Source organism: Bradyrhizobium brasilense (genome assembly GCF_029714345.1).
Taxonomy (GTDB): Bacteria; Pseudomonadota; Alphaproteobacteria; order Rhizobiales; family Xanthobacteraceae; genus Bradyrhizobium; species Bradyrhizobium australafricanum.
Genome location: NZ_CP121669.1, coordinates 928,261 through 940,947, shown reverse-complemented (window position 1 = coordinate 940,947; position 12,687 = coordinate 928,261). Strand labels below are relative to the sequence as shown.

General features: G+C 61.6%; 17 protein-coding genes and 2 pseudogenes. 13 read left to right on the top strand and 6 right to left on the bottom strand.

What is annotated here, in order from left to right; translation table 11 throughout:
* Positions 1-67 precede the first annotated feature (67 nt).
* Positions 68-229: pseudogene (locus tag QA635_RS41680) on the bottom strand (GntR family transcriptional regulator); the annotation flags it as partial.
* 213 nt (positions 230-442) lie between these two features.
* Here QA635_RS41680 and QA635_RS04265 point away from each other — a divergent pair.
* The 9 genes from QA635_RS04265 to QA635_RS04230 all read left to right on the top strand — a co-directional run bounded on the left by QA635_RS04265 (position 443) and on the right by QA635_RS04230 (position 7,172).
* A complete protein-coding gene (locus QA635_RS04265; protein ID WP_283067167.1) occupies positions 443-1,612 on the top strand; it encodes an alpha-D-ribose 1-methylphosphonate 5-triphosphate diphosphatase in 1,170 nt (389 codons plus the stop codon).
* Between the two features lie 79 nt (positions 1,613-1,691).
* On the top strand, positions 1,692-2,108 hold the full coding sequence (gene phnG, locus QA635_RS04260) for a phosphonate C-P lyase system protein PhnG (protein ID WP_283067165.1): 417 nt from the start codon (positions 1,692-1,694) through the stop codon (positions 2,106-2,108).
* Positions 2,105-2,701, top strand: coding sequence for a phosphonate C-P lyase system protein PhnH (gene phnH / locus QA635_RS04255; protein ID WP_283067163.1), 597 nt, complete (start codon positions 2,105-2,107; stop codon positions 2,699-2,701). The genes phnG and phnH overlap by 4 nt, the downstream gene beginning before the upstream one ends.
* The gene (locus QA635_RS04250) at positions 2,698-3,876 is read left to right on the top strand and encodes a carbon-phosphorus lyase complex subunit (protein WP_283067161.1); all 1,179 of its coding nucleotides are present in this window, start codon (positions 2,698-2,700) and stop codon (positions 3,874-3,876) included. Before phnH ends, QA635_RS04250 begins: the two co-directional genes overlap by 4 nt.
* Positions 3,877-3,925: 49 nt before the next feature.
* Entirely contained in the window at positions 3,926-4,732 is an 807-nt protein-coding gene (locus QA635_RS04245) for an alpha-D-ribose 1-methylphosphonate 5-phosphate C-P-lyase PhnJ (protein WP_283071470.1), read from the top strand.
* Positions 4,729-5,508, top strand: a complete 780-nt coding sequence (phnK, locus tag QA635_RS04240) for a phosphonate C-P lyase system protein PhnK (RefSeq protein WP_283067159.1) — start codon at positions 4,729-4,731, stop codon at positions 5,506-5,508. The genes QA635_RS04245 and phnK overlap by 4 nt, the downstream gene beginning before the upstream one ends.
* Positions 5,509-5,523: 15 nt before the next feature.
* Positions 5,524-6,258, top strand: a complete 735-nt coding sequence (phnL, locus tag QA635_RS04235) for a phosphonate C-P lyase system protein PhnL (protein ID WP_283067157.1) — start codon at positions 5,524-5,526, stop codon at positions 6,256-6,258.
* Between the two features lie 243 nt (positions 6,259-6,501).
* Positions 6,502-6,792 (top strand): DUF1045 domain-containing protein, encoded by a 291-nt coding sequence (locus QA635_RS41675; protein ID WP_425249129.1) that lies wholly within the window; start codon positions 6,502-6,504, stop codon positions 6,790-6,792.
* A complete protein-coding gene (locus QA635_RS04230) occupies positions 6,696-7,172 on the top strand; it encodes a DUF1045 domain-containing protein (RefSeq protein ID WP_283067155.1) in 477 nt (158 codons plus the stop codon). Before QA635_RS41675 ends, QA635_RS04230 begins: the two co-directional genes overlap by 97 nt.
* Positions 7,173-8,110: 938 nt before the next feature.
* Here QA635_RS04230 and QA635_RS04225 read toward each other — a convergent pair.
* Both QA635_RS04225 and QA635_RS04220 read right to left on the bottom strand, forming a co-directional pair.
* Positions 8,111-8,257 (bottom strand): ArdC-like ssDNA-binding domain-containing protein, encoded by a 147-nt coding sequence (locus QA635_RS04225; protein ID WP_283067153.1) that lies wholly within the window; start codon positions 8,255-8,257, stop codon positions 8,111-8,113.
* Positions 8,258-8,259: 2 nt separating this feature from the next.
* Positions 8,260-8,628: a DUF2958 domain-containing protein gene (locus tag QA635_RS04220; RefSeq protein ID WP_283067151.1), complete on the bottom strand. Its 369-nt coding sequence runs from the start codon at positions 8,626-8,628 to the stop codon at positions 8,260-8,262.
* A 453-nt stretch (positions 8,629-9,081) separates the two neighbouring features.
* On the opposite strand from QA635_RS04220, the gene QA635_RS04215 reads away from it, so the two are divergent.
* The 4 genes from QA635_RS04215 (at position 9,082) to QA635_RS04200 (ending at position 11,205) form a co-directional block, all read left to right on the top strand.
* A complete protein-coding gene (locus tag QA635_RS04215) occupies positions 9,082-9,843 on the top strand; it encodes a hypothetical protein (protein ID WP_283067149.1) in 762 nt (253 codons plus the stop codon).
* An 83-nt stretch (positions 9,844-9,926) separates the two neighbouring features.
* Positions 9,927-10,397, top strand: coding sequence for a hypothetical protein (locus tag QA635_RS04210; protein WP_283067147.1), 471 nt, complete (start codon positions 9,927-9,929; stop codon positions 10,395-10,397).
* Complete coding sequence (locus QA635_RS04205; protein WP_283067146.1) at positions 10,381-10,830, top strand: hypothetical protein; 450 nt, start codon at positions 10,381-10,383, stop codon at positions 10,828-10,830. The genes QA635_RS04210 and QA635_RS04205 overlap by 17 nt, the downstream gene beginning before the upstream one ends.
* Before the next feature lie 15 nt (positions 10,831-10,845).
* A complete protein-coding gene (locus tag QA635_RS04200; protein ID WP_283067144.1) occupies positions 10,846-11,205 on the top strand; it encodes a hypothetical protein in 360 nt (119 codons plus the stop codon).
* An 8-nt stretch (positions 11,206-11,213) separates the two neighbouring features.
* On the opposite strand, the gene QA635_RS04195 is transcribed toward QA635_RS04200, so the two are convergent.
* The 3 genes and pseudogenes from QA635_RS04195 to QA635_RS41670 form a co-directional block, all read right to left on the bottom strand.
* Positions 11,214-11,813, bottom strand: coding sequence for a hypothetical protein (locus QA635_RS04195; RefSeq protein ID WP_283067143.1), 600 nt, complete (start codon positions 11,811-11,813; stop codon positions 11,214-11,216).
* Between the two features lie 49 nt (positions 11,814-11,862).
* Positions 11,863-12,534, bottom strand: a complete 672-nt coding sequence (locus QA635_RS04190; protein WP_283067141.1) for a hypothetical protein — start codon at positions 12,532-12,534, stop codon at positions 11,863-11,865.
* Between the two features lie 57 nt (positions 12,535-12,591).
* Positions 12,592-12,687 (bottom strand): annotated as a pseudogene (locus QA635_RS41670) (HNH endonuclease); the annotation flags it as partial.

Genomic DNA, 12,687 nt, shown 5'->3' with positions numbered 1-12,687 from the left:
GTTCCTTGACGAAGGCCCCGCGCCCTTGCTCGATTCTCAAGAGATTGCGCTCTCTCAGAGAGGAGAGCGCGTGACGAATCGTCTTGCGGTGGACCTCGAAACGGGCGGCGAGCTCGAGTTCCGTTGGCAACCGGGCGCCAGGCCTCCATGTCCCTGCGCTGATCTCTTGTTCAATCGCCCGCTGGATCAGGCGCCAGCGTGAGGTCGCGCCCCGCCGCTGTTGCAGCATCTCGCCATTCGCGGATGGTGTCGGATCTCGCATGTTCAGCCCTCGCAGCCCGCTTCGTGGCTAACCTAGATTATCACGGGCATAGCCGCTCCATTTGAAGACAAGGGTACAAGTCCGCCAAAGTGACATGATTTGTCATTGAGCCGTCTCTCGTCGCTTCATTGATAGCTGATAGAACCCAAGCAGGTTCAAAGAGGAAAGAGGCGCCCTCCGATGGGTCAATCGGCAAATTTTCCAACTCCAACGCGACAAAACGCCATTCAATTTGGCGAAGTTGTGTTGACGAATGCGAAGATCGTGAGCCGATCGGAGTGTTTCAACGGAACGGTTCAGATTGTCGATGGAATGATTGCCGACATCTCTACCGGCATGACGACCGCCTCGGGCGCGCTCGATATTGACGGCGACCACCTGTTGCCCGGCTTGATCGACGTTCACACCGACCACTTCGAAAAGCAGATTCTGCCCCGCGCCGGCGTGACGTGGGATCCCCTCGCCGCTGCGGTCGCCCACGACATCCAGCTCTGCGCCGCCGGCACCACGACCGTGTTCGATTCCCTCATTGTCGGGGCGATGGGTAATCCAGAGCGGCGGCGACTGTTGCCGATAATGCTGGAGGGCCTCGGCGAGGCACGCCGGCACAGGCTGCTCAGGGCCGACCACCTGCTCCATCTTCGCTGCGATGCCCGAGAGCCCAAACTTGTAGACCTCTTCCTCGCCCATGCCGATCATCCCGAACTTCGATTCGTGACAATCATGGATGATAGCCCACGCCGGGATCCAAACCGCTTCCGCTATCTTGAACGGCGGAAGAATACGCCTGAGGTGGAAATCGAGGCGGCGATCACCGCCGTGGCCAGCACCGCGGACTGCACCGAAGATAATAGACGTCGCTTGGTGGCGCACTGTCGTGCACGAGGGCTGCCCTTCGCAAGCCATGACGACACCACGGCCGCTCAGATCGCGGAAGCGGTGACGTATGGCCTCGCGATCTCCGAATTCCCGATCACGTTGGAGGCCGCAAAGGCCGCCCGCGCCGCCGGCATGACGATTATCGTCGGCGGTCCCAACCTTGTCGTAGGACGCTCCCACATCGGCAATGTATCGGTGAGAGAGTTGGCGCAGAACGGGCTCATCGACATCATCAGCTCCGATTATATTCCCGCGAGCATCTTACGCGCGATCTGGCACCTGGCAGGTCAGTCCGACGGGCCGACTCTTGCGGAGGCGGTGGCGCTTGGAAGCTTGCGCCCGGCAGAGGCATTCGGGCTCACCGATCGTGGCGAGATCGCGACGGGCAAGCGTGCCGATCTCGTCCGCGTGGCTGACCGGGCCGGCCCGATTGTTCGCGCGGTTTGGACGGCCGGCCGGCAGGTACTTTGAAGCGGGTTGAGTAGAAGTGGATATGTCCCCGACGCACATCGCTCCAGGCGATCAATGCAACCGTCAGGATTGGATAACCTTGCTCGCCAAGGCGCCGCTCTCCGAACTGGAGCGACACTGGGCGGCGATCGTCCGTCCTAAGTTTCAATGGATCCGCCGGCCGGAATATGGCGCCGTCATGCTCCAGGGAGCGGTTGGGCGCACTGGCGCGGTCTTCAATGTTGGAGAGGCAACGGTCACGCGTTGCACAGTTCAGATCGAGACGGGCGAGATCGGCATCGCCTATGTGCTCGGTCGCAACAAGCGCCACGCTGCACTTGCTGCGCTATTCGACGGGCTGATTCAACGCGACCAAGTCAAAGGGACTGGCACGATCACCGCGATCATTGCCGCGCTCAGGCGTTGCGTGCGCGTAGAGGAGGAAGCGGTCCGGCGCGAGGCTCAACAGAGCAAGGTCGATTTCTTCATGCTGGGGCGGGAGGCTAACGGCGAATGACGGCTGATCTGATACCGCCCGCCTTCCGCGATCCCGTTCACGACTCGCAGTCGGCCTTCCGCCGACTCCTGAAGGCACTCTCACGACCCGGCACCCCCGTTTCTCTTCCCGACCCTGCGCAGCCGCCGGCGCCGATGGGTGGGCCGCTCGCCGCCATCGCTCTGACGCTCGCCGACGCCGACTGCCCGATCTGGCTTGACCCGGCACTGTCGACTGAGCCGGTCCGGCGCTACCTTCACTTTCATACTAACGCGCCGCAAATTGCCGATCCGAGGGCCGCAGCCATCGCCCTGATCGGTGATGCCGGCCTGCTGTCGGGGCTCACTGAATTCCATCCCGGCGAGGCTGCCTACCCCGACCGGTCCACAACGCTGGTCCTCCAGTTGCCCGCACTCACTGGCGGGCCCGCCGTCCGCCTCTCTGGGCCTGGGATCGAGACCACCGCAAGCCTCGCACCCCGCGGCCTGCCGGACTGGTTCTGGCAGGCCTGGCATGAGAACGCCGCGCGCTATCCGCTCGGCGTCGACGTCTTCCTCACCGACGAACGCATCGTCGTCGGCCTCCCGCGTTCCACAAAGGTTGAGGCCCCATGATCACCTCGATCAAGGGCGGTGAAGCCGCCATTGCCGCCTCGCACCGTCTCCTTGCCAAGCGCCGGCGCGGCAACCCGGCGATTGCCGATCTAAGCGTCGACCAGATCCGCGAGCAATTGTCGCTCGCTGTTGACCGCGTGATGAGCGAGGGCTCGCTCTACGATCCGGGGTTGGCGGCGCTGGCGATCAAGCAGTCCGAGGGCGATCTCACTGAGGCGATCTACCTCTTGCGCGCCTTCCGGACAACGCTCACCCGTTTCGGGCATGCCAAACCCGTTGACACGTCGGCAATGGTGGTGCGCCGGCGGATCGCGACGACCCACAAGGACGTGCCGGGCGGCCAGCTCCTCGGGCCGACCTACGACTATACACACCGTATCCTCGATGTTGCCCTGATGGGAGAAGCGGGAAGTGACGATCTGTCCGATCTCGACGGCGAGAGAGCGGAGAAAAAAGACGGCGGCACCCGAGCTTCCGTCCCCGATGCAGCGGCCTTGACGAGAGAATGTGGCGTGCTTGCTCGGGCCGAGATCGTCGAAGACGCCCGGCCGGATGAAGAAGGAAAGGTCGCTGACATCACCCGCGACCCCGTGGTGTTTCCGTCTAGACGGGATGAGCGCCTGCAAGCTCTCGCACGCGGGGACGAGGGCTTCCTGATGGGGCTCTGCTATTCGACCATGCGCGGCTATGGGCGCAGCCATCCCTTCATCGCCGAACTGCGCTACGGTGACGTGACGGTTGTCCTACCCATCCCCGAACTCAACATATCGGTCGGCATCGGCGCCATCCGTCTGACCGAATGCCAGACAGTACATCTGACCACCTGCGACGGCTCGCTGCCCCCACGTTATACGCGGGGCTATGGCCTCGTGTTCGGCCATGGCGAACGCAAGGCGATCTCGATGGCGATGCTCGACCGGGCGCTGCGATCAGCCGAACTGGGCGAGCCGGTCGCTTACCCGGCACAGGATGACGAATTCGTCCTCTCCCATTCCGACAGCGTTGCGGCCTCTGGCTTGGTGCAGCACCTGAAGCTGCCCCACTACGTCGATTTTCAGGCCGAGCTGCAGTTGCTCGGCCAGATGCGGGCGGACTACGCGGAACGGCATGCAGACCCCGGCCTCAAACCCGTCGCCGGGTTGGCCCCGATCACGGAGGCGCAGGGTGGAGACTGACCTCGCATTTGACGACGACGACGTCTACAGCTTCGCCTATCTCGATGAGATGACGAAACGGATGATCCGGCGGGCGATCCTTAAGGCGGTGGCCGTTCCCGGCTACCAAGTGCCGTTCGGTAGCCGCGAGATGCCGCTTCCCCCCGGCTGGGGCACCGGCGGCCTCCAGGTGACGGCAAGTCTTCTCGGCCGGGACGACCGGCTGAAGGTGATTGACCAGGGCGCCGATGACACTACTAATGCCGTCTCCATACGGCGGTTCTTTGCCGAGGTCTCCGCTGTCGCCACGACTGAGCGCACCGGCGAGGCGACGATCATCCAGACCCGCCACCGGATTCCCGAGCGGGCACTTTCCGAAGATCAGATCATCGTCTTCCAGCAACCGCAGCCAGAGCCTTTGCGCCGCTTTATTACGGAGGAAGCGGTTGCGCGGAAGATCCATGCCTTTGCGCGCTACGGCGTAATGTACGTGCGTCTCTACGAGGATATTTCTCGGCTTGGCCACATCGCCATGTCGAGCGATTATCCGGTCGTGGTCAACGGGCGTTATCTTGCTTCGCCATCGCCGATCCCGAAATTCGATAATCCAAAGCTTCACCGCAGCCGGGCGCTCGCCCTCTTCGGCGCCGGCCGGGAGCGGCGTATCCATGCCATCCCGCCTTTCACCGAGGTCAAAAGCCTCGATTTCGCCGACTACCCCTTCACGGTGCAGCGCTTTGAGGCGTGTTGTTCGGTTTGCGGCGCGCAGGACAGCTATCTCGACGAAATCCTCCTCGACGATGGCGGTAGGCGGGCCTTTGTCTGCTCGGATACCGCTTATTGCGCCGAGCGGCTCGGCGAAAGGACTAACACATGAGACCGAGAGCGAGGGAAATCCTACGGGTAGCGCGTCTCTCCAAGAGCTTCGGGCGCGTTCCAGCTTGCAGCGCGGTATCGTTCTCGCTGCGTCAGGGCGAGGTTCTCGGTATCGTCGGAGAGAGCGGCTCGGGCAAGTCAACACTGCTCCGCTGCCTTGCGGGCCGCATCTGGCCGGATGAGGGCAACGTGCTAATCGCCTCCGGTGATCATATCGTCGATCTCTGGACGATGGACGAAGCCTCGCGTGAGCAATTCTTGCCGACGACGGTCTCACTCATTCATCAGAACCCGCGGGACGGATTGCGCCTCGATATCAGCGCCGGCGGCAATATCGCCGAGCCTCTGATGGCCGCCGGCGGCCGCCACTACGGCTCCTTACGCGCGACAGCGCTGGAATGGCTTGAGAAGGTCGATATCGAGGAGCGGCGCATCGACGACCTGCCCGAGATCTTCTCCGGCGGCATGCAACAGCGGCTTCAGATCGCCCGGGGGCTCGCTACCCACCCACGCCTTGTGCTGATGGACGAGCCGACCGGCGGCCTCGATGTGTCCGTCCAGGCAAAGCTCCTTGATCTGCTGCGCGGCCTCGTCCGCGAACTTGGCATTGCCGTTGTTGTCGTCACCCACGATATCGGCGTGGCGCGTCTGCTCGCCGACCGGTTGATGGTGATGCAGCGCGGCCGCGTAATCGAGGAGGGACTCACCGACCAAGTGCTCGATGATCCTCACCACCCCTATACGCAATTGCTCGTCTCCTCCGTGCTGCAGGTCTAAGGAAGGGAACCGGTCATGACCATCCTCGTCAGCGTTGACGGCCTTTCCAAGACCTTCGCACTTCATACCCAGGGCGGCGCAGAGATCGCCGTCTTCGACGACATCTCACTCGAGGTCCGCGCGGGAGAGTGCGTCTGCCTGCACGGCCCCTCCGGGGCCGGCAAGTCGACGTTGCTACGCTCGCTGTATGCCAACTACAAGCCCGACGCCGGCCACATCGTCGTGCAACACGGCGACGAATCGATCGACCTCGTCAGCGCCGAGCCCTGGGAAGTGGTGGAAGTAAGGCGCCGCACGGTCGGCTATGTCAGCCAATTTCTCCGCGTCATCCCTCGCGTCGCCACCATCGACATCGTCACCGAACCAGCAATCACCATTGGCATTCCGGCGGATGAAGCACATGCGAAGGCGAAGGCGCTGCTCGCTCGCCTCAACATCCCCAAGCGGCTCTGGTCGCTGGCGCCCGCTACCTTCTCGGGGGGCGAGCAGCAGCGCGTCAACATCGCGCGCGGCTTCATGGTCGACTACCCAGTCCTACTTCTCGATGAACCGACAGCCTCGCTCGACGCTGCCAACCGCCGGAGCGTGGTCGAGTTGATCAACGAGGCTAAGGCGAGGGAGGCTGCCATCGTCGGCATTTTCCATGATGAGGAGGTGCGCGAGGCTGTGGCCGACCGTTTGTTCGAGGTGGACCAGTCGTCTGTTCACAAGTCTCGGCGCAATGCTACAGCGGCGGAGCCTGTCGCGTAATGCCCGAATTCTCCTCGCCCCGCTACGCGATCTGCTACACGCCGGCACCGGAACACCCGCTGACGGTGACGGCGAGAGCTTGGCTCGGACGCGATGCGTTTGCTGGAGGCTCGTCCAGGGCTCAGGTTGAACTCGGGGCCGCGGGCCTGGTAGCGGCACCCCGACCACCGCGGCAAGCCGTATGGCTTCCACGCGACGTTCAAGCCGCCGTTCCAGCTAAGGGAGGGATGTTCGGTCGAGGATTTGGAGCGTGCGCTCCGCACGTTAGTGGGGGCTTGGCTTCCATGCCCGATCGGCCCCTTGAAGATCGATCTAGTGGGCGGCTTCTTCGCACTGGTTCCTGCGAATCCGATCCCCACTCTGCTCGGCTTTGCCTCGCACATCGTCGAGGAATTCGATCGCTTCCGGGCATCCCTGAGTCAGGACGAATTTCAGCGGTGTTTACGCAGCCCCTCGACGAGATTGAGACCACCCATCTCGTGCGATGGGGCTATCCTTACGTCTTCGATCGCTACCGCTTCCACATACCCCTGACCGATCGCGTTCCCACCGAAGGCCGACTCGACGTGAAGAAAACGCTGGAAGCGGTCTTCGCGCCGATGCTCTCCGAAGACTACAGCGTCGATGCTCTGTCCCTCTTTGTTCAGGAACATTCCAGCGCGGATTTTGTCGTGCGGTCGCAATTCGCCTTGAGGAGCCGGCCCCTCCTCAAGGAGGCGGTGCAAGCTCATGACCTCTGCGTGCGACCACCTGATCTCGACCCCAGCGGTGCGGGCGAGGACACGCTGATCGATTTTGCTCGCGCACAGTTGCAGTCCGATCCCTGTTTTCATTTCGTCCGCCGGATCATCACCAGGCCTCCTTCCATCGGCGAGGATCACGAATCTATCGGTGTTGAGGAATTCCAACGTTAGTGAGCGTTGGTAAAGTTCGCCCTGCATTGACAAGCGCATGGGCGCTTCTACGGGACTCCTGCGGTCAGTCGAAGAGCACCTCGATCGCGGTATAGTTGTCGTCGCGCACGGCTCTCGGGCAGTCGTGCCCCTCGCCCGTCAACGCTATCCGCAATTATGTGTCATCAATGTCACCACCCCCGTTGAAGTCTTGTCCGGGCGCCCTAAGGAAAGGAACGCCGACGAGAAAGCGAATCATCATTGAAGCAGCGGCTCGCGCGATGTGACCCGAATCCGGTCGATGGAACAGACGCTCCCTTGCCAGCGCCTCGAGGGCGGCATTTCTCTCCTGCAAGCTTGCTTGAATCGCGGCCTGTCGTTCCCCGGACGAGACACAGCATTCAACCGCGGCCAGTTTCGCCGCATAGTGGCGAAAAAGATCAGACCAGGCCGCGGAATGTCTGCGGCGCCCACGCCGGATGCCTTGGCCTCCTTGAACCATCCCCTTCCGCGGTCCTCGGGGCTCGCGATTTTCATGGGATTTGAGCGGCGCCCCTCTTGGCCCAAATCCACGTTCAATCCCATCGCCCTCGCGCGCGATCGTCGCAATACTGTCGGTCGCGCTGGTGCTCTGCTTCCCGCTCGGCCTCCGTCCCGGCGGCCTCAGCGACTCGAACAAACGGGTTCTCCGGCTTCGGAGATTCTGAGGACTTCGATAGAGGCGCGTCGGATTGCCGCTTCGGTGTGGGACTGGCGCCAAGAAAGCCATCGAACAGGCGTTCCCCGATCGTTGCGAGGCCGCCCAGGGCGCCCAGCCCAAGGCCACCTAGCGCGTCGACGCCGCCCTTGACCCGCGGATTTTCCCCAAAGGTAAGGTTGGGTCCCTGATTGAAATCGTCCGAGAGCTCGCGCGAACCACACGCCTCCGCAGCACCCATGGCGGGCTGACCGGAGCGACCCTACGGATCGGAATCTGTCCATCGAACGAGTCTTTCGGGACTGGCGCTCCACGGTTTGATCCACGGACGAACGCCGCGTTCCAGTTCGGCGATGATCTGATTCGTGATCGTTTGATAGACATCGCGGCGTGTCAGGGAATGTCGCATGCTCACCTCCCTCGCACGTTGATGTGCCCGAGGCGCTTGGCTTCGTCGGCGTATGCGAAAAGCGTCTTATCGGCGTAAAAGTGGAGATCGCGTTCGACGCCAAGCCCACCGGGAGAGCGAATGCTTTCCAACTCACTGAGGCTGACGTTTCCAAGCTCGGGGCAGCCTACGCCGAGGTCGCAAAGCCCAAACGCGATATCCGGGTTTTCGGGATCGAGCTCGCTGAGCAGCCATGTCGCCGCGCCCCACGGGCAGAACAGTTTCACGACGGGCACGAAGTCGGTGGTTTCATCGCCGGTCAAAAGGTCGGCTTCGCGAGCGCAACCGTTCGCGAGCATCCGCTCGCGCTGTCTATCGGTAAGTAGTGTCATCTTCGCCTCCTTGCTTTGTGGGTGCAGCGGCTGCTGCACCCCTGCCCGTTGACGAAATCCGGAGGTAGCAAGGGCAAGGAGGCTCCGGACGCGGAGCGCCGAGGGTCCGCACGAAGGCCCCGCCCTTGCGGGATACGTGGGGAGGCGGCGCGAGCGTCTGGATGCCTTGCCCGCGCAAGGGCCGGCAGCCCTTAGCGACTCAACAGATGAACGCGAGCGGCTTGCCGCTCACCGAACCCCTTGCGCGAAGGATTGAAGCCGGATGGCCGGGACGCCTTCGCGGCCCGGTTCACGAAAGCCTGCTCCGCGGAAGCGGACGCGCCGAAAAGCCTCTGCTATAAGGCGTAAAAGCACGAAGAGGCCCGCGCATGTTGCCTTTTATCGTCGCCAGAAGCTCGATCAGGGAGTGACTGACCTATCGTCGCGCGCCTCACCCTGCAGAATTTCGAGATCTTGCAGAACTGCGCGATCGCGAAGGAGAAGGCCGAGAGGATCCAGAGCCTTTATCTGAACGAGCTCACGCCGAAGCTGCTACGCCTCTCGCAAATCAAAGAAAAGCTTTGCACGGAAACGGAGAAATTGGCGGCCTCGTACAGGCCGCGCGGCAAGAACGCCGTTTTCGTGCCGTTGCCCCAAGTCATGCAGCTCGAGGAAGAATGCCGAAACTATCTCTATGAGGCGAAGAACTTACTGCGCGATCTGCTTCAGGTCTTCAACCTTCTGTTCGGGACCAGCTTCGAGGAAGCCAGCGAATGGACGATGCAGAAAAAGCCGCGCCCGTCCGTGATCGAGTATGCCGAGGCGAACTTCCAGGCGCAGCCCGATCATATCCGTTACCTGAAACAGCTTCCCGCCTGCATTGAGCCCTTTGTCCGGATGCGGAACGCGGTGGAGCCTCCCGGCGGGCACAATGACGATCTCGTCATCCAGAACTTTCACTTCGAGCCGGACGGCATGCTCGCGGCGCCCGACTGGCGACGCGACGAGGGCGGCACGACCGAGTACGGGCCGCTTTTCATCGTCGAGGACATGCGGATCGGTGTCCACAATCTTTTCGTCCTTGCCGAAGACGTTCTGGTCATGTGGGCGGTCGATCACGCGGCGATCCCCGGTCTGATGGAGATGACCGTGATCCCGGAAGGAGAGCGAAACCCCGCCTGTCCGATCAAATACAAAATGGGTGTGCCTCCGCACGTCCTCGGCTCGGCCAGGTGAGCTTCCGGAGGCAGCGGCAACACATACCGTCGCCAAAGGACACGCCCTTTTCAACCCGACATGAATCACAAACAATAACCTACATGGATGAAAGCCAAGCGACGGCACTAACCGAAGCGATAAGCCGCGAGGCGGTCGAACGCCTGCTCGCGTCGATCTCGAAACGGCCGGGCACCTACGGGCTGCGGTCTGCGTTCTTCTACCGACCGATTGGCGCTGCTATTTTCGAGCGCCGTTTGGGCATCGAGATTTTCTACGACCGTCAAGCCATTTTGGCAGCGGCGCTGTTTGTACGGGCCAACGGGCCGGCGCATCTGCGGCAAATGGCGGTGCAAGACATCCAGAGGATGCTCACCAGCTTCATCGTTGAGAATTTCTGGCCCTTTGGTAACGAGGTGATGTTTGCGGAGGTGCCCGGCAACTTCGCCCAGTTTGTTTCGTGGCAGACCAAGAATGTGATGGCGGGGCTCCTGGCCGGGTCCCCAATGTTCACCCCATCGACTGAACTCACGCTTTACCCGTTGGTACCCGTTCGCGTTGAACAGGATTTTTGAATCGGCAGCTTTTTGCTTCCTGCAACCTGCCGCGATTACTCATGAACGGCTTGGATTTCATCCAGGTAACAAGCTTTCTCCGGACAAATTCCCTCCGTTCATGGAAGGGCATGGAAAGGAGCAGGTCAGTTCCTGGCTTGGTGTACGTGCGCCCACGGTCGAGCTGGCCGAACGGCGGAAGGCCACTATCCTCGGCGCGCTCGCGCTTACCCTGCCGCGCTATGAACGCAAGCTATTCAGCGGGCGGCACAACTTCGGCGGCCGCTGCACGCTCTCGTCACGCGGGGTGCCACTGATGCATGATGCTACGGTTCAGGCTGGCGATCATCCTTGGCTGACCCTACTGGCGCAGAAGATCGTCTCGGAAGACAAGGCCGACGTCAAACATTGCCGCGCGCTCGAATACTTCTATCGCGCGTGGCCGTTGCCTTAGCACGAAAGCTTCCCGTTGATGTTCATGGCGTTGGATTCCATTTTCAGCGACCCGAAACCCGGCCGAGCGACCCAATCCGTGATCGAGGGCACGAGTCGCTATTGTGGCACGGACTTTGATAAGGAGCGACGGCGACTGCTATTGAAGCTCCGCGGCAGCGTGATTCATGGCCGCGCACCGGACGTTCACGAATCGGATGAGTACCAACAGTATCTTGCGACGTACGGTCATGATCCGATCACCGATATCGAGCAGGTCGCGGTCGTGTGCTTCCGCGGCGCAATCTTTAACGATCTGCTGAAGGAACGCCCGGACCGACGGGAAGAAATGCGCCGCGCTGCTCTCGAAACACGCAAACGCAGCGGCGGCGACTGACAACGGATTTAGCTCTTCGTACGAAGGCTATCTGGATGGTCGTAGAGACGAAACTGCGGCTTTCCCATCATGCGGGATGCAAGCGTGATGGCACACCACGCGTCCTTGCTCAGGATGTCGCTCGTGTATCGACCGGTCGCGATCGAGCGCCGGTCAAGGTTTCGATCATCGTCGACGTTCCTGAAGTGCGTCAGCGGGTTCCGAAGGGCGACAAGTTCTTTCAGCTCTTTCACCTCCTCGTCGGTGAGAATGCCGGCGGCCTTGCAGCGCTTCAGCGTCTCGTCAAATTGGATGCGTGGCGGCAACTCGTCCAGCAGCCCTCCATGCAGGAACGCGGCCAACAAATTCTCGATGAGGCTCTGGCAAAGTAGAACCGTCGCCACGTAGTTCCCGTGGACGAACGAAGAGCGGGCCTCAATCCAGGCGTTATGCGTGACGTGACCGCCGAACAACATGGTGCGACGGCCATTTTGTTCGCCGAGATCGTGCAGGTAGCGAAAGCGCTGCACCTTGCCCAGGAGGTCATCGTGGAGGTCCTCCAGCAAGAATTTCATCAGGGAAACGTCGCTGATACCGGACAGCATGTCGCCTTGATCATTCCCGCTCATCCTGAACGCCTTCGTTGGAGCCTTGCCCAAAGAGTTGCAGCGTTACGCATCAGCCGAACACCGGAGGCACCGGCAAGGTGTCGGAGGTGTAGAGCGGGCTCTTTCCATCATGCGCCTTTAGCCAGCGTTCATAACTGGCGATCTCCGGCTCTCCCATATTGATCGCAAACTCCTCCCCAAAGATGCACACAACGGCATAGAGTTCGAGGTGGCCGGGCTCGAGCAACGGCTCGCACAGGATCGTAAATTCATGGAGGACCTGATAACCGGCGTCGCCCTCATGCTGCACATCTTCCTCGTGATAAATCCGGCGGCGGGAGAACGGCCATTTCTCCGGGCGGTCGCCGATCCGGGCGAAATGCCGAAGCGGATCGAGAGCCGCCTTATCCACGATTTCTTCGTTCCAGCCTTGGACGCGGATAACGCGCTCGACAAGAACCTCAAGGGCGACCTTCGCCAAAAAGCGGGACATCAGGCGCTGGTCGATTGCCTCGATGATCGGGATAAAAACCGACCGGACGCGGCCCGTTTGGATGGCCTCGGCGAGAGCGCGATGCTCCCTTTCGTTGCGTCCTCCGAGGGTGAGGCTGTCCCCATCCAGCCACACATCAGCGTTCATGCGGGCTTCCGGCACAAGGCCGCCCATGGGTGGGATCAGGCCACGCTTGTTCGGGACCCATTGCCGGGAACGGGCATGGCGAAACCAGGATGTCGCCAGCAAGGGCCCTTCCACTTTGCGCGCGAAATAGTTGTTGCAGGTATCGCAGACCACCCCGCGAGGTAGGACATGTTCGATATTTCCGAGGGATTCTGGAATAATATGCTCTATACTCCTACTTCTGGTTGAGTCAGATTTGCAGAAGATGCAGCGCAT

Coding starts and splice junctions, on each gene's coding strand:
- QA635_RS04265 (WP_283067167.1), top strand. CDS start 443: ATGGGTCAATCGGCAAATTTTCCAACTCCAACGCGACAAAACGCCATT.
- phnH (WP_283067163.1), top strand. CDS start 2,105: ATGACGGCTGATCTGATACCGCCCGCCTTCCGCGATCCCGTTCACGAC.
- QA635_RS04250 (WP_283067161.1), top strand. CDS start 2,698: ATGATCACCTCGATCAAGGGCGGTGAAGCCGCCATTGCCGCCTCGCAC.
- QA635_RS04245 (WP_283071470.1), top strand. CDS start 3,926: ATGACGAAACGGATGATCCGGCGGGCGATCCTTAAGGCGGTGGCCGTT.
- phnK (WP_283067159.1), top strand. CDS start 4,729: ATGAGACCGAGAGCGAGGGAAATCCTACGGGTAGCGCGTCTCTCCAAG.
- phnL (WP_283067157.1), top strand. CDS start 5,524: ATGACCATCCTCGTCAGCGTTGACGGCCTTTCCAAGACCTTCGCACTT.
- QA635_RS04225 (WP_283067153.1), bottom strand. CDS start 8,257: ATGCGACATTCCCTGACACGCCGCGATGTCTATCAAACGATCACGAAT.
- QA635_RS04220 (WP_283067151.1), bottom strand. CDS start 8,628: ATGACACTACTTACCGATAGACAGCGCGAGCGGATGCTCGCGAACGGT.
- QA635_RS04210 (WP_283067147.1), top strand. CDS start 9,927: ATGGATGAAAGCCAAGCGACGGCACTAACCGAAGCGATAAGCCGCGAG.
- QA635_RS04195 (WP_283067143.1), bottom strand. CDS start 11,813: ATGAGCGGGAATGATCAAGGCGACATGCTGTCCGGTATCAGCGACGTT.